This window comes from Comamonas avium (genome assembly GCF_014836675.1).
Classification (GTDB): Bacteria; Pseudomonadota; Gammaproteobacteria; order Burkholderiales; family Burkholderiaceae_C; genus Comamonas; species Comamonas avium.
In genome coordinates this window covers 475,778-490,750 of the sequence record NZ_JACSQK010000001.1, presented here as the reverse complement: position 1 = coordinate 490,750, position 14,973 = coordinate 475,778, and the positions used below count along the sequence as shown (strand labels likewise).

Genomic DNA, 14,973 nt, shown 5'->3' with positions numbered 1-14,973 from the left:
CAACCCAACGCTCTTGCACATAATCTGCGATTAATGCTTTCAAACTCAGAAAAATTAATCGACTACACCGCCGTAGCTGTGGGTCAGATTTTCAACTCACATTGGCAGTAATCGCAGCCTGCACTTAGCTCCAAGCATCTGTAATCACCCCATCGGTTTAGAGCAGCAAACACAAGCTTTGATACGTCGTTGTTTTGCTTGCAGTACTTAAGTACTGCTTTCGGCTTCACGCGTGCGTCTCAACCGTTAACCTTCGTTTTACTGGGTGGTGTTAGCAGCTCTTAAACAATAAAAAAGGCAACCCGAAGGTTGCCTTTTTGCTTTGCAAGCACTTTTTAGAAAGCGCTAATTACTTGCGTGCGGGTGGTACATCGGTACAAGAGCCATGCGCCACTTCTGCCGCCATGCCAATGCTTTCGCCCAGCGTGGGGTGTGGGTGAATGGTCTTGCCAATATCGACGGTGTCAGCGCCCATTTCAATGGCCAGAGCAATCTCGCCAATCATGTCGCCTGCGTGCGTGCCGACCATGCCGCCGCCCAAAATGCGGCCATGGCCGTGGGCTTCGGGTGAATCGTCAAACAGCAGCTTGGTGAAGCCTTCGTCGCGGCCATTGGCAATGGCGCGGCCAGATGCGGCCCAAGGGAACAGGCCCTTTTTAACCTTGATGCCTTGCGCCTTGGCCTGGTCTTCGGTCAGACCCACCCATGCCACTTCGGGGTCGGTGTACGCAACGGAAGGAATCACGCGGGCATTGAAAGCGGCGGCTGCCAGCTCTTTGTTGCCCTGCAATTCACCGGCGATGACTTCAGCGGCCACGTGCGCTTCGTGCACGGCCTTGTGCGCCAGCATGGGCTGGCCCACGATGTCGCCAATGGCAAAGATGTGCGGCACGTTGGTGCGCATCTGGATGTCAACGTCGATAAAGCCACGGTCGGTGACGGCTACGCCGGCAGCGTCTGCGCCAATCTTCTTGCCATTGGGTGTGCGGCCCACGGCTTGCAAGACGAGGTCGTAGGTTTGTGGCTCAGGCACGGTGATGCCGTCTTTGGCGGGCGCGAACGACACCTTGATGCCTTCGGGCGTGGCTTCGGCACCCACGGTCTTGGTGTTGACCATGATGTTGTCAAAGCGTGGCGCGTTCATCTTTTGCCAGACCTTGACCAGATCGCGGTCAGCGCCTTGCATGAGGCCGTCCATCATTTCCACCACGTCCAGGCGTGCGCCCAGCGTGCTGTAGACGGTGCCCATCTCCAGACCGATGATGCCGCCACCCAAGATCAGCATGCGCTTGGGCACTTCTTTCAGGGCCAGTGCGCCGGTGGAATCAACCACGCGTTCGTCCTTGGGCATGAAAGGCAGATGCACGGCTTGCGAGCCTGCAGCAATGATGGCGTTCTTGAATTGAATGACCTTCTTGCTGCCGGTTTGCGCTTGCTTGTCGCCTTCGGTTTCGGCCACTTCAATGTGGTGCGAGCCCACAAAAGTGCCGACACCGCGCACGACGGTGACCTTGCGCATCTTGGCCATCTGGGCCAAGCCGCCAGTCAGCTTGCTAATGACCTTGTCTTTGTGGCCACGCAGGGTGTCAATCGACACCTCAGGCGCGCCAAACTTGACGCCCGCAACTTCAAGGTGCTTGACCTCGTCGATCACGGCAGCCACGTGCAGCAGCGCCTTGGAGGGGATGCAGCCCACATTCAGGCACACGCCGCCCAGCGTTTTGTAACGCTCAACCAGTACCACCTTCAGGCCCAGATCAGCTGCGCGGAAGGCTGCGGAGTAGCCACCGGGGCCACCGCCGAGCACGACCACATCAGCGTCCAGATCCACAGAGCCGCTGTAGCTGGAGCCGGCAGGTGCAACAACAGGCGCTGCTGGCGCTTGTGCAGCAGGCGCTGCAACGGGTGCGCTGGCCGCAGCGGCTGGCGCTGGTGCGGCTGCAGGGGCCGCGGCTTGCGCTGCGCCCTCTGCGGCTTCCAGCGACAGCACCACGGAGCCTTCAGCGATTTTGTCGCCGATCTTGACCGCAATGGACTTGACCACGCCAGCGTGGCTGGAGGGGATTTCCATGGAGGCCTTGTCAGACTCCACGGTGATGAGCGACTGGTCCACGGTGACGGTGTCACCGGGCTGCACCAGCAGCTCGATCACGCCGACTTCGGCGAAGTCGCCAATGTCGGGCACTTTGATATCGATGATTGCCATGTGCAGCGCTCCTTACAGCAAGATGCGGCGGTAGTCCGCCAGCACAGCGCCCAGATAGGCGTTAAAGCGCGCAGCAGAGGCACCGTCGATGACGCGGTGGTCGTACGACAGGCTCAGGGGCAGCATCAGGCGGGGCACGAACTTTTCTTTCTCTTCGTTCCACACCGGCTGCATGGCACCACGCGACAGGCCAAGGATGGCCACTTCAGGCGCATTCACGATGGGCGTGAAGTTGGTGCCACCAATGCCACCCAGCGACGAGATGGAGAAGCAGCCGCCTTGCATGTCTGCTGCGCCCAGCTTGCCGTCGCGGGCCTTTTTGGCCAGCTCGCCCATTTCCTGGCTGATCTGCATGATGCCCTTCTTGTCGGCATCTTTGAGCACAGGCACCACCAGGCCGTTGGGCGTGTCTGCCGCAAAGCCGATGTTGAAGTACTGCTTGTAGACCAGCGTATCGCCGTCCAGCGAGGCGTTGAACTCAGGGAACTTCTTGAGCGCAGCCACCACGGCCTTGATGACGAAAGCCAGCATGGTGACCTTCACATCGCTCTTGGCCTTGGCGTTTTCAGCGTTGGTAGAGACGCGGAAGGCTTCCAGATCGGTAATGTCTGCCAGGTCATTGTTGGTGACGTGGGGAATCATCACCCAGTTGCGGTGCAGGTTGGCGCCCGAGATCTTCTTGATGCGCGACAGATCTTTGCGCTCGACCGGGCCGAACTTGGCAAAGTCCACCTTGGGCCATGCCAGCACTTCCAGACCGCCCACGTTGCCAGCGCCTGCCGATTTGGCGGGGGCCTTGGCAGCTTGCGCCAGGGTTTGCACCGCGCCCGCCATGACGGACTTGGTAAAGCCCATCACGTCTTCGGAGGTGATGCGGCCCTTCTGGCCCGAGCCTTGCACTTCTTCCAGCGGCACGCCCAGTTCACGCGCAAATTTGCGCACGGAAGGCGATGCATGCGGCAGCTTGCCCGAAGGGGCCACCGTGGGGTTGTGGGCTGGGGCCGCAGCAGGTGCAGCTACAGCGGCAGTAGCTGCTGGCGCTGTACTGACTTGTGCAACAGGTGCTGCTTGTGCTGCAGGAGCTGGTGTTGCAGCAGCTGGCGCTGCGGCAGGTGCCGACGCCGACGCTGCGGGGGCTGCGCCCTGCACGCTCATAGTGCCCACTGCGTCACCCACGTTGACCACATCGCCCAGCTTGATGCCCAGCGCGGTGATGGTGCCTGCGGCAGGCGATGGAATTTCCATCGAGGCCTTGTCAGACTCCACGGTGAACAGTGATTGCTCAGCGGTAACCACATCACCCACCTTGACCAGCATTTCAATGACGGCCACGTCCTTGAAATCACCAATGTCAGGAATGACGATATTCATAGAGCTTGCTGCAGCTGCAGGAGCAGCTGGCGCAGGCGCTGCGGCAGTTTCAGCTTGTTTTGTATCTGAAACAGGCGCAGCTGCTACGCTAGGCGCTACAGCTTCTGCTGCAGGTGCCTGTGCAGGGGCGGAAGCCGCGTCTGCAGTTTCAATCACTGCAATCACGCCGCCCTGCGCCACCTGGTCACCCAGCTTGACGCGCAGCTCCTTGAGCACACCGGCGTGGCTGGAAGGAATTTCCATGGAGGCCTTGTCGGACTCCACGGTAATCAGCGACTGCTCAACCTTGATGGTGTCGCCCACGTTGACCAGCACTTCGATCACGCCAACGCTGTCGAAATCCCCGATGTCCGGGACCTTGATTTCTGTCAATGCCATATCTGTGTCTCCGGGCTTTATCAAGCGTACAGGGGGTTGATCTTGTCGGCTTGGATGCCGTACTTGGCAATTGCTTCTGCCACCTTGGTGATTGGCAGCTTGCCTTCGTCGGCCAGCGACTTGAGCGCGGCCACCACGATGTAGTGGCGGTCGATCTCGAAGTGCTCGCGCAGCTTGCGGCGGAAGTCCGAGCGGCCAAAGCCATCAGTGCCCAGTACCTTGTAAGTACGGCCCTTGGGCATGTAGGGGCGAATTTGCTCGGCGTAGGCCTTCATGTAGTCGGTAGACGCGACCACAGGGCCCTGGGTGGCTTGCAACTGCTGCGTTACAAAGGCTTGCTTGGCGGTTTCCAGCGGGTGCAGCATGTTGTGGCGTTCGCAGTCCTGACCGTCGCGGGTCAGTTCGTTGAACGATGGGCAGCTCCACACGTCGGCGGCAATGCCCCAGTCTTTTTCCAGCAGCTCTTGCGCAAAGAACGATTCGCGCAGGATGGTGCCCGAGCCCAGCAGCTGAACGCGCTGGCCCGATTGCGGCACTTTCTGGCCGGGCTTGCACAGGTACATGCCCTTGATGATTTGCTGCTCCGTGCCTTCGGTCAGACCGGGCATGGGGTAGTTTTCATTGAGCAAGGTGATGTAGTAGAAGACGTTTTCCTGGTTTTGCACCATGCGGCGCAAGCCGTCTTGCATGATCACGGCCACTTCGTGCGCGAAGGTGGGGTCGTAGCTGATGCAGTTAGGCACGGTGTTGGCCAGGATGTGGCTGTGGCCGTCTTCGTGCTGCAGGCCTTCGCCGTTGAGCGTGGTGCGGCCCGAAGTGCCGCCCAGCAAGAAGCCGCGTGCCTGCATGTCGCCTGCTGCCCATGCCAGATCGCCAATGCGCTGGAAGCCGAACATGGAGTAGTAGACGTAGAACGGAATCATGATCCGGTTGGACGTGCTGTAGCTGGTAGCCGCAGCAATCCACGAAGCCATACCGCCGGCTTCGTTGATGCCTTCCTGCAGAATCTGGCCGGCCTTGTCTTCGCGGTAGTACATGACCTGGTCTTTGTCGACCGGGGTGTACTGCTGACCGTGGGGGTTGTAGATACCGATCTGGCGGAACAGGCCTTCCATACCAAAGGTACGGGCTTCGTCCACCAGGATAGGCACCACACGGGGGCCAATGTTCTTGTCACGCAGCAGTTGCGTCAGGAAGCGCACATAGGCCTGAGTGGTCGAGATTTCACGGCCTTCTGGCGTGGGCTCCAAAATGGCCTTGAAGGTATCGAGCGCCGGGGCGGTGAAAGACTCTTCGGCCTTCACACGGCGGTGTGGCAGGTAGCCGCCCAAGGCCTTGCGGCGCTCGTGCAGGTACTTCATCTCTGGGGTGTCGTCCGCAGGCTTGAAGAAAGGGATGTCCGCAATCTGGCTGTCTGGGATTGGAATGTTGAAACGGTCGCGGAAGGACTTGATGTCTTCGTCGCTCAGTTTCTTGGTCTGGTGAACGTTGTTCTTGCCTTCACCGACCTTGCCCATGCCAAAGCCCTTGACGGTCTTGACCAGCAGCACGGTCGGCTGCCCCTTGGTGGTGTTGGCTGCGTGGAAGGCGGCATAGACTTTTTGCGAGTCGTGGCCACCGCGGCGCAGGTTCCAGATTTCGTCGTCGGACATGTGCTCGACCATCTTCAGCGCGCGGGGGTCGCGACCGAAGAAGTTCTTGCGCACGAAAGCACCATCGTTGGCCTTCATGGCCTGATAGTCGCCGTCGTTGCACTCCATCATGATTTTCTTGAGAACGCCGTCCTTGTCCTTGGCCAGCAGCTCGTCCCAGCCCTTGCCCCAGATCAGCTTGATGACGTTCCAGCCAGAGCCACGGAATTCGCCTTCCAGCTCCTGAATGATCTTGCCGTTACCGCGCACGGGGCCGTCCAGACGCTGCAAGTTGCAGTTGATGACGAAGACCAGGTTGTCGAGGTTTTCACGGGCAGCCAGGCCGATTGCGCCCAGCGATTCAACTTCGTCCATTTCACCGTCGCCGCAGAACACCCAGACCTTGCGGTTTTCGGTGTTGGCAATGCCACGGGCGTGCAGGTACTTGAGGAAACGTGCCTGATAGATCGCCATCAATGGGCCCAGACCCATCGAGACGGTGGGGAACTGCCAGAACTCGGGCATCAGCTTGGGATGCGGGTAGCTGGACAGGCCCTTGCCGTCTACTTCCTGGCGGAAGTTGAGCAACTGCTCTTCAGTGATGCGGCCTTCCAGGAACGCACGGGCGTAGATGCCGGGCGAGACGTGACCCTGGATGTACAGGCAGTCACCACCGTGGTTTTCATTTTCGGCGTGCCAGAAATGGTTAAAGCCCGCTGCAAACATGTTGGCCAGCGAGGCGAACGAACCAATGTGACCGCCCAGATCGCCACCTTCTGGTGGGTGATGGCGGTTGGCCTTGACGACCATGGCCATGGCGTTCCAGCGCATGTAGGCGCGCAGACGGCCTTCCAGCTCCAGGTTGCCGGGGCAGCGGGCTTCCTGGCTGGCTTCAATGGTGTTGACATAGCCAGTGGTGGCTGAGAAGGGCAAATCCACGCTGTTTTGGCGTGCGTGCTCCAGCACCTCTTCAATCAACTGGTGCGCGTACTGCGCACCTTCGCGGTCGATGACGGCGCTCAGCGCGTCCATCCACTCGCGGGATTCTTGGGGGTCGAGGCTAGGCTTTGCGTTAGCGCCGGCCTGAGGGTCGGTCTGAGCTGTCATGGTTGTCTCCTGTTCAAGAGGCTGCAGGTAGGAAGTCGAATTTGTATCGAACGTAGTTCCCTACTCAACGATAAGCAGTGATTGAACCCGAGCTTAGCTGCAGGCTCACACCTTACTTGAGAGACAAATACGCCCAATTTGGCGACCATTTCAGCGCGCAGTTTCGCATATTTTCTTCATATTTCAAATGATGCACCCAACTCCCATAATGTGAAATATTGCTGCAACTGCACATACAGGAGAAGATGTTTCTGACGTCACTTTGAGCACGCGCAAAGCAAGGGAATCCCCCTACACTTCCCGTATGGTTTCACCACAAAAAAACAACTCCGAGACAACTGCCCCTGCCTCCTTCACCAGCGCTGACCCCACCCGCTGGTGGCGCATGTGGTGGCGCAGTCTGTCGCCCACTCGACAAGACCGTCTGGCCGCATTGGCACCGCTGGTTTCCGTCGCATTTTTCATGGCAGCAATCATTGCGGCTTTCTGGTACTTGCGCGCGGAGGAAGTCGATCGCGATCAGCAAGCCCTCAAGCGCGATGTGGAATATGCGCAACAGCGCGTACGTTTGCGCCTTTTGGAGCGCCAGGAACAAGTCATGCGCATTGCGCGCGACCTGGCATACGGCGACATCGGTACAGCTGAATTTGTGAACCGCGCCGAGGTGCTGGTCACGCAGTACCCAGAAATGCAGGTTTTGACCTGGGTGGACCGCGATGGCCGCATCATCACCAGCTATGCAGCGCCTACCGTGCCCAGTGAGCAATTGCGCATGCCGGGTGAAAAGCTGCAACACGACGAGGCTGCGCAAAGCTTTCAGTCCGTGAAAGAGAGCAACCACCTGGTGTACACACAGCCGCCGGTGCGCGCTGGCTACAACCCGCCATTGCTGCAGTTTCACTCGCCCGTCATGGGTACCAGCAGCTTTGGCGGCACCGTCATGGCTGAGTTTTCTCTGGACAATTTGATGCGCTACGCCATCCCCAGCGACTTGCTGGCGCGTTACGCCATCACGCTTTCAGATGGACAGGGCAAGCTGCTTGCAGGCACACCGCTGACGCCTGCGCGCATCAAAACCAACTGGCACACACTGGCCCAGCCAGAAGCGACGGAGTACCAGATTGCAGTCTCGCCCGTGGGCTCTGACCTGACGCTCAAGGCGCAGGCTTACCGCACATCGTTGAGCATGGTGGGCAACGGCATGTTCTGGCTGGTGGCGGCCATGAGCTTACTGACCGCATGGCTGCTCATGGGTACATGGCGACACACCCGCAAGCGATTGCGGGCGCAAGACGCGTTGATTGCGGAAACCAATTTCCGCCGCGCGATGGAAAACTCGGTGCTGACCGGCATGCGTGCGCTGGATCTGCAGGGCCGCATCACCTATGTCAATGCTGCGTTTTGCCAGATGACAGGCTGGGACGAAAAAGACCTGGTGGGCCAGATGCCCCCCTATTCCTACTGGGCCGAGCACGACTACGAGTACCTGCACAGCAAACTGAAAGACGAGCTAAGCGGCAAAACTGCACAAGGTGGTTTTCAGGTACGTGTGCGCCGCAAGAACGGTTCCATGTTTGATGCGCGCCTGTATATCTCCCCGCTGATTGATGCCCGTGGGCAGCAGACAGGCTGGATGTCGTCCATGACCGATATCACCGAGTCCAAGCGCATTCGTGACCAGCTGGCTGCCTCGCATGATCGTTTCACGATTGTGCTGGAGGCGCTGGATGCTTCGGTCTCTGTGGCACCGCTGGGCAGTGCAGAGCTGCTGTTTGCCAACAAGCTTTACCGACAGTGGTTTGGCTCTCAGACGACGGGCCACCTGCAGCTGGTTCAGCAAGGTGGCTTGCCGGCTGAGCGCAGCGAGTCTGTGGATGATGAAGATGGCTTGATGGGCCTGCCCACCGATTCACTGACCAGCGCATCGAGCAACAATGCAGAAATTTACGTGGCCGAACTGGGCAAGTGGCTGGAAGTGCGCTCGCGCTATCTGAGCTGGGTAGATGGGCGCTTGGCGCAAATGGTGATTGCCACCGACATCACCCAGCGCCGCATGGCCGAGGAGCTGTCCGCGCGCCAGACTGAGCAAGCGCAGACAGCCAGCCGCCTGATCACCATGGGAGAGATGGCCTCCAGCGTGGCCCATGAGCTGAACCAGCCTTTAACGGCCATCAGCAACTACAGCAGCGGCATGCTCTCGCGCCTGGAAAAAGGCTCGCTGACCGAGGAGCAAATGCGGTTTGCGTTGGAGAAAACCGCACACCAGGCCCAGCGCGCCGGGCAAATCATTCAGCGCATCCGCTCCTTTGTTAAGCGCAGCGAACCCAACCGCACGCTGTCGCAGGTACAGACCATGGTGGACGAGGCGCTGGAGCTGGCCAACATTGAAATGCGCCGGCGCAACGTGCGCCTGAATCATTTTGTGGCCAAGCGCCTGCCGCCCGTGATGGCCGATGCCATCTTGATTGAACAGGTGCTCATCAACCTGATCAAAAATGCAGGCGAATCCATTGATCAGGCACAACGTCCGGCCACGCAGCGTTATGTTGAATTGCGTGTGGTCCCAAAAGAGACAGAAGGACAGGCTGGCGTAGAATTTTCTGTGCAAGACTCTGGAAAAGGCTTGCCTCCAGAGGTACAAGAGCGTTTGTTTGAAGCTTTCTTTTCTACGAAAAACGAAGGCATGGGCATTGGTTTGAACCTGTGCCGTTCCATTGTTGAGTCTCACCAGGGGCGGATGTCCGCTGAGAACCTCTACAATGGTTCAGAGGTGGTGGGCTGCCGGTTCTCCTTCTGGATACCGTTGGCCGCCACTCAGGAAAAGGGAGACAACCTTTCTACGGTTATTAATCCAAATACAAGGAATCCTGCATGAGCTTGACACCTAAAAAAGGGACAGTCTACGTAGTCGATGACGACGAGGGCGTGCGTGACTCCCTGCAGTGGCTGCTGGAAGGCAAAGATTACCGCGTGCGCTGTTTTGACTCTGCCGAGTCTTTTCTCGCCCGCTACGATCAGCGCGAAGTCGCCTGCCTGATTGCCGACATTCGCATGGGCGGCATGACTGGCCTTGAATTGCAAGACAAATTGCTGGAGCGCAAGTCGCCTCTGCCCATTGTGTTCATTACCGGTCACGGCGATGTCCCCATGGCAGTGGGCACCATGAAAAAAGGCGCACTGGATTTCATCCAGAAGCCTTTTGTAGAAGAAGACTTGCTCAACGTGGTAGAGCGCATGCTGGACCACGCACGCGAAGCTTTTGCTGGCCACCAGCAAGCTGCCAGCCGTGAAGCGCTGCTGTCCAAGCTGACGGGCCGCGAATCGCAAGTGCTGGAGCGCATCGTCGCAGGCCGCTTGAACAAGCAAATTGCTGACGATCTAGGCATCAGCATCAAGACGGTGGAAGCGCACCGCGCCAACATCATGGAAAAGCTGGGCGCCAACACAGTGGCCGACCTGCTCAAGATTGCATTGGGCTCCAACGCTGCAAGCGGCAAAGTCCCGGCATAAAATCAGGGGCTAACCCCAAAGGCTGCCAGCGCCCTTACAGGTCTGGCAGCTTTTTTATTTCTGACGTACTCCACCACCACCGAGCACCATGACAGCCCAAATCATCGACGGCAAAGCCCTCTCCGCCCAATTGCGTACCGAAGTTGCCCAGCGTGCTGCAGCTTTGACGGCCAAGGGCACCAAGCCCGGTCTGGCCGTTGTGCTGGTTGGTGACAATCAGGCATCGCAAGTCTATGTGCGCAACAAGGTCAAGGCGTGTGAAGACGCAGGCTTTCATTCGGTGCTGGAAAAGTACGATGCATCCATGACCGAAGCCGAGCTGCTGGCCCGCGTGGATGCGCTGAACAATGACCCCAGCATTCACGGCATTTTGGTGCAACTGCCTTTGCCCAAGCACATTGATGACCACAAGGTCATTGAAGCCATCTCGCCTTTGAAAGATGTGGACGGCTTTCACGTGGCCAGCGCAGGCGCGCTGATGGTTGGTGAAGTCGGCTTCAAGGCCTGCACCCCTTACGGCTGCATGAAGATGCTGGAATCGATTGGCATGAAGGATTTGCGCGGCAAGCACGCCGTGGTGATTGGCCGCTCCAACATTGTGGGCAAGCCCATGGCGATGATGCTGCTGGCAGCCAACGCCACGGTCACCATCACGCACAGCGGCACGGCTGATCTGGCCGCCATGACACGCCAGGCCGATGTGGTGGTGGCTGCCGTGGGCAAGCGCAACGTGCTGACCGCTGACATGCTCAAGCCCGGTGCCGTGGTGATTGACGTGGGCATGAACCGCGACGACGAAGGCAAGCTGTGCGGCGATGTGGACTTTGACGGCTGCAAGGAAGTTGCCGGTTACATCACCCCCGTGCCCGGTGGCGTTGGCCCCATGACCATCACCATGCTGCTGGTCAACACCATGGAAGCGGCAGAACGCGCAGCAGGCCAGTAATCTCTGCACAAGGCCCTGCCCCAACCCTGCGAGCGCTCTGGTGCCGCAGGGTTTTTTTATAGCTGCCTGCGCGTGTCAACTCTACGTTTAAGACTCTTGTCACTTCAAAACTCTTATAGGGAAAGCGTAAGAAGCTATCAACTTAATAGTTACCCGCACGCCTTGAAACAATGGCTTTTGGCGCAAAATGCCACCTATGACCAATGCTTTGCTTGAATCCTCCAGCCTGCCGCAGTTTGACCGCATTACGCCTGCAGATGTCGGCCCTGCCATCAACACCTTGATTGAACGCGCACAAGCGGCATTGGAGACGGTCACCGCACCGGACTTCCCGGCTGAGTGGAATGCCATTGCCAAGGTGCTGGATGTGGCTACCGAAAAGCTGGGCACCGCGTGGAGCGCGGTCAGCCACCTGTCCAGCGTGGCCGACAGCCCCGAGCTGCGCGCTGCCTACAACGAAGCATTGCCCACCATCACTGAGTTCTGGACCAATCTGGGTGCCGATGAGCGCCTGTACGCCAAGTACAAGGCCATTGATGTGAACACCCTCACAGCCGAGCAAAAGAAGGCCCACGCCAATGCGCTGCGCAGCTTTGTGCTCTCGGGTGCGGAGCTGCAAGGCGCTGACCGCGAGCGCTTTGCCAAAATTCAGGAACGCTCTGCCGAGCTGGGCCAGAAATTCAGCGAGAACACGCTGGACGCTACCGACGGCTGGGCCTACTACGCCACGCAGCAAGAGCTCGATGGTGTGCCCGCCGACGTGCAGCAGGCCGCCAGGGCCGCTGCGCAAGCCGATGGCAAGGAAGGCTACAAGCTGACCCTGAAGATTCCGTCGTATCTGCCGGTGATGCAGTTTGCGCACAGCTGTGTGCTGCGCGAAAAGGTGTACCGCGCCTACGTCACCCGCGCATCCGATCAGGCCGAAGGCGATCTGACCAAGTACGACAACGCCCCCATCATCAAAGAAATGCTGGCTCTGCGCCAGGAAGAAGCCCAGTTGCTGGGCTACGCCAACTTTGCCGAGGTTTCGCTGGTGCCCAAGATGGCCAACTCGCCCCAGCAAGTCATCGACTTTCTGCGTGATCTGGCCCGGCGTGCCCGCCCCTATGCAGAAAAAGACGTGGCCGATCTGCGCGAGTTTGCCGCCAAGGAGCTGGGCATTACAGACCCGCAGCCTTGGGACTGGACGTACATCTCCGAAAAACTGAAGGAAGCGCGCTATTCCTTCAGCGAACAAGAGGTCAAGCAATACTTCACGGCCCCCAAGGTGCTGGCGGGGCTGTTCAAGATCATTGAGAACCTGTTTGACGTCAAGATCACCAAAGATCTAGCCGCCGTCTGGAACAAGGATGTGCTGTTTTACCGCCTGGAGCGCAACGGCCAGGTCATCGGACAGTTCTACCTGGATCAGCCCGCCCGCAAGGGCAAGCGTGGTGGCGCATGGATGGACGATGTGCGCAGCCGCTGGCAGCGCCCCGACACCGGCTTGCTGCAAACGCCCGTGGCGCACATGGTCTGCAACTTTGCCGAAGGCGTGGATGGCAAGCCCGCGCTGCTGACGCACGACGACGTGATCACCCTGTTCCACGAGTCCGGCCACGCGCTGCACCACATGCTCACGCAAGTGAGCGAGAAAGATGTCTCGGGCATCAACGGCGTGGAATGGGATGCGGTAGAGCTGCCCAGCCAGTTCATGGAAAACTTCTGCTGGGAGTGGGAGGTACTGCGCCACATGACATCGCATGTCGAGACCGGCGAGCCGCTGCCCCGCGCGCTGTACGACAAAATGATTGCGGCCAAGAACTTCCAGGCAGGCATGGGCACGCTGCGCCAGATTGAGTTTTCGCTGTTTGACATGCTGCTGCACACCGGCGCTGCCAAGGATGGCGACTACATGGCGCTGCTCAAGCAAGTGCGCGATGAAGTGTCTGTGCTGCCCACGACCGATTACAACCGCTCGACCAACACCTTCAGCCACATCTTTGCGGGTGGCTACGCTGCGGGCTACTACAGCTACAAGTGGGCCGAAGTGCTGAGCGCTGATGCCTACGCTGCGTTTGAAGAAACGCAAGCTGCAGATGGCAGCCACAGCGCCCAGACCGGCAAGCAATACCTGCACAGCATTTTGGAGATGGGTGGCAGCCGCAGCGCCATGGACAACTTCAAGGCCTTCCGTGGGCGCGAGCCACAGCTGGATGCCCTGCTGCGCCACCAAGGCATGGCAGAGCCTTTGGCGGCCTGATTCAAGGCACCCTGACTGGTCACCCAGACAGGTTGCTCAGTCAGTAAAAAAGGAGGCCCATGCCTCCTTTTTTGTTGCGTGCTACACCGGGCTGGCCATTACTGCTCGGGAACAATCGCCTCCGCATAGTCATACAGCGCACCCAGAATTTCTTCGGCGCGCTCGTCTTCGACGGTTTCAGACAGTGCATCAATCTCGGCAAACATCTGCGCTGCCGTGCGCGCCCCGCCCTCGCCGTCAATCAACGCCGCCGCACAGCGCTGCTGCCAGCGTGCTTGCTCTTGCTCTGTCAAGCTGTCTGCCCAGTTGCGTGCCCGCCAGCGAAACACCAGCTCTTTCAGGCGTGCATCGTCAAAACCGGTTTTATCGACTGCCAGCTCCTGCGGTGAAAGCTCACGCAATTGCGTCAGGCGGCGGCGGTCTGCCGGGCCCACAAAACCGTTGTACAGGTCTTGGTCAACATCGTGTGCGCCGTGGGCGTCCAGCCTGGCGTACACTTGCTTCCACAATGCACTCATATCAGGCAGGGCGCGGGCTTTGACTGCGTTGTCAATGCACGCCTGCATGTCCATGCCCCAGCGCGCAGCCATCTCTGGGCTGAGCGTTTTGAGGTTGCGCACCACCATGGGCGATTTGTTGATGTGAATGCCCTTGATGGGCAAGCGCGTCATGCCTTCGGGCAAATCTGCTGCCTTGGTAAACATGCGCAGACGCAAGGTGTCGGCATCCATGCTGGCCAGTTCGCTGGGGTCCGCATTCAAATCCCAGCAAATCATTTCATTTTTGTTGGTGGGGTGCTGCGCCAGCGGCCACATCATGGCAATGCAGCCGCGTTCTGGGCTGATCATGCCGGAGACGTGCAAGAACGGCCGTGCATCCGCCTGCTCGGCTGGCAAGCCCATTTCGTGCAGCACCCTGTCTTTCTTACGCAGGCCCAGTGCAAATTCAAACAGCTTGGGCTGGTGCTGGCGGATCAGCCGCGCCAGGGCAATGGTGGCGCGCACGTCGCTCAGCGCATCGTGGGCGCTTTCGTGCAGCAAGCCGTTGGCGCGGGCCAGATCTTCGAGCTTGAAGGAGACGCTGCCGTCTTCCTTGCGCGGCCATTGAATGCCGTCAGGGCGCAGCGCATAGACCATGCGCACTACGTCCAGCAAATCCCAGCGGCCACATTCGTTTTGCCACTCGCGGGCGTAGGGATCGATCAGGTTGCGCCAAAACAGAAAGCGCGTGACTTCGTCATCAAAACGGATGGTGTTGTAACCCACACCGACTGTGCCCGGCTGGCTGAAAGCAGCCTCGAGCGTGCGTGCAAACTGGTCTTCAGGTATGCCCTGCTCCAGACACTGCTGGGGGGTAATGCCCGTGAGCAAGCAGGCTTGGGGGCTGGGCAAGTAGTCCGGCGCTGGCTGGCAGTACAGCATGAGGGGCTCGCCGATCTCGTTGAGCTCCATATCAGTGCGAATGGCCGCAAACTGTGCGGGCCGGTCATAGCGGGGATTGACACCAAAGGTTTCGTAGTCGTGCCAGAGAAAAGTGTGTTCAGCCATGGCCTGAAGTATGCATTGCTTACCACCCGTTCAGC

Annotated in this window: 8 protein-coding genes; 4 read left to right on the top strand and 4 right to left on the bottom strand. The window is 59.1% G+C overall.

Features of this window, described 5'->3' with window-relative positions; genetic code table 11:
- Positions 1 to 349: 349 nt before the first annotated feature.
- From lpdA to aceE, 3 genes are read right to left on the bottom strand one after another with little or no spacing between them, the layout of a single operon-like run.
- Positions 350 to 2,206, bottom strand: a complete 1,857-nt coding sequence (gene lpdA, locus H9646_RS02165) for a dihydrolipoyl dehydrogenase (RefSeq protein ID WP_191721673.1) — start codon at positions 2,204 to 2,206, stop codon at positions 350 to 352.
- Between the two features lie 12 nt (positions 2,207 to 2,218).
- The gene (gene aceF, locus H9646_RS02160; RefSeq protein ID WP_191721672.1) at positions 2,219 to 3,955 is read right to left on the bottom strand and encodes a dihydrolipoyllysine-residue acetyltransferase; all 1,737 of its coding nucleotides are present in this window, start codon (positions 3,953 to 3,955) and stop codon (positions 2,219 to 2,221) included.
- Positions 3,956 to 3,975: 20 nt separating this feature from the next.
- A complete protein-coding gene (gene aceE, locus H9646_RS02155) occupies positions 3,976 to 6,693 on the bottom strand; it encodes a pyruvate dehydrogenase (acetyl-transferring), homodimeric type (RefSeq protein ID WP_191721671.1) in 2,718 nt (905 codons plus the stop codon).
- A gap of 304 nt (positions 6,694 to 6,997) precedes the next feature.
- Between aceE and H9646_RS02150 the strand changes: the two genes are divergently transcribed.
- The 4 genes from H9646_RS02150 to H9646_RS02135 all read left to right on the top strand — a co-directional run bounded on the left by H9646_RS02150 (position 6,998) and on the right by H9646_RS02135 (position 13,391).
- Positions 6,998 to 9,568: a PAS domain S-box protein gene (locus tag H9646_RS02150; RefSeq protein ID WP_191721670.1), complete on the top strand. Its 2,571-nt coding sequence runs from the start codon at positions 6,998 to 7,000 to the stop codon at positions 9,566 to 9,568.
- Positions 9,565 to 10,203 carry a response regulator transcription factor gene (locus H9646_RS02145; protein WP_191721669.1) on the top strand — a complete coding sequence of 213 codons (639 nt, stop codon included), beginning with the start codon at positions 9,565 to 9,567 and terminating at the stop codon, positions 10,201 to 10,203. Before H9646_RS02150 ends, H9646_RS02145 begins: the two co-directional genes overlap by 4 nt.
- An 88-nt stretch (positions 10,204 to 10,291) precedes the next feature.
- Positions 10,292 to 11,149 (top strand): bifunctional methylenetetrahydrofolate dehydrogenase/methenyltetrahydrofolate cyclohydrolase FolD, encoded by an 858-nt coding sequence (gene folD / locus H9646_RS02140; protein ID WP_191721668.1) that lies wholly within the window; start codon positions 10,292 to 10,294, stop codon positions 11,147 to 11,149.
- 196 nt (positions 11,150 to 11,345) lie between these two features.
- Positions 11,346 to 13,391, top strand: coding sequence for a M3 family metallopeptidase (locus H9646_RS02135; RefSeq protein WP_191721667.1), 2,046 nt, complete (start codon positions 11,346 to 11,348; stop codon positions 13,389 to 13,391).
- Positions 13,392 to 13,489: 98 nt separating this feature from the next.
- On the opposite strand, the gene sbcB is transcribed toward H9646_RS02135, so the two are convergent.
- The gene (gene sbcB / locus H9646_RS02130; RefSeq protein WP_191721666.1) at positions 13,490 to 14,938 is read right to left on the bottom strand and encodes an exodeoxyribonuclease I; all 1,449 of its coding nucleotides are present in this window, start codon (positions 14,936 to 14,938) and stop codon (positions 13,490 to 13,492) included.
- Positions 14,939 to 14,973 lie beyond the last annotated feature (35 nt).